Below are 639 nucleotides of genomic sequence, written 5' to 3'. Positions count from 1 at the left end.
ATTACTCGCTTATTTGCGTACGCGTGAGTCTTTTTTTAAATTCTTGCAACGCGCATACGCTATTATTATTCCTGATGTCACAGTGAAACGAGAAATAAACCCTCATCAACTTCAACGGCAGCAGTTTCAGCGATCCATAGTCAACTTTATATCCAACATTGCCAGGCACCCACCGATAAATCCCTCCGCCGTTTGCATCTCTTTACGTATCGTACCGTCTGAACACTTTCTTTTCAGGGCAATCTTGCGCAAGGATATGCCATAAACATGGTGGGCAATGATGAGATCGAACTCTTCGGGTTTGTATTTCTTCAATCTGCCCACGCAACCGTCGATCACCAGGCCATCATCATCGCAACAGGAACGCTCGCCTTTCGATTTATAGGACAACAGCCCTCTGAACCCGGCAGCAATGGGGGAATAATCGATGCCACTGTTATCCCTGGCCCATACGCCCCACCGCTCCAACACTTCATTCATATCTCTCATGCTTCCACCTCCTTTGGGCGTTTGCCACATCGCCAGGGCTCCATGTCGTTGACCGACGTCGGCGAGCCGCTCTTCTGCTCGGCGTGCGCCAACACGCAACAACCGCTCCGCCCGGCGTGCTCGCCGAGGGTATTACATCAAATACTGTAT

1 protein-coding gene is annotated in these 639 nt (G+C 50.4%); it reads right to left on the bottom strand.

Features of this window, described 5'->3' with window-relative positions; genetic code table 11:
- Positions 1–126: 126 nt before the first annotated feature.
- Complete coding sequence (locus ADK28_RS04050; protein WP_016926941.1) at positions 127–489, bottom strand: antiterminator Q family protein; 363 nt, start codon at positions 487–489, stop codon at positions 127–129.
- Positions 490–639: the final 150 nt, after the last annotated feature.

It is taken from the genome of Serratia sp. 506_PEND (genome assembly GCF_001076875.1).
Classification (GTDB): Bacteria; Pseudomonadota; Gammaproteobacteria; order Enterobacterales; family Enterobacteriaceae; genus Serratia; species Serratia marcescens.
This window is presented reverse-complemented; position numbering and strand designations above follow the sequence as displayed.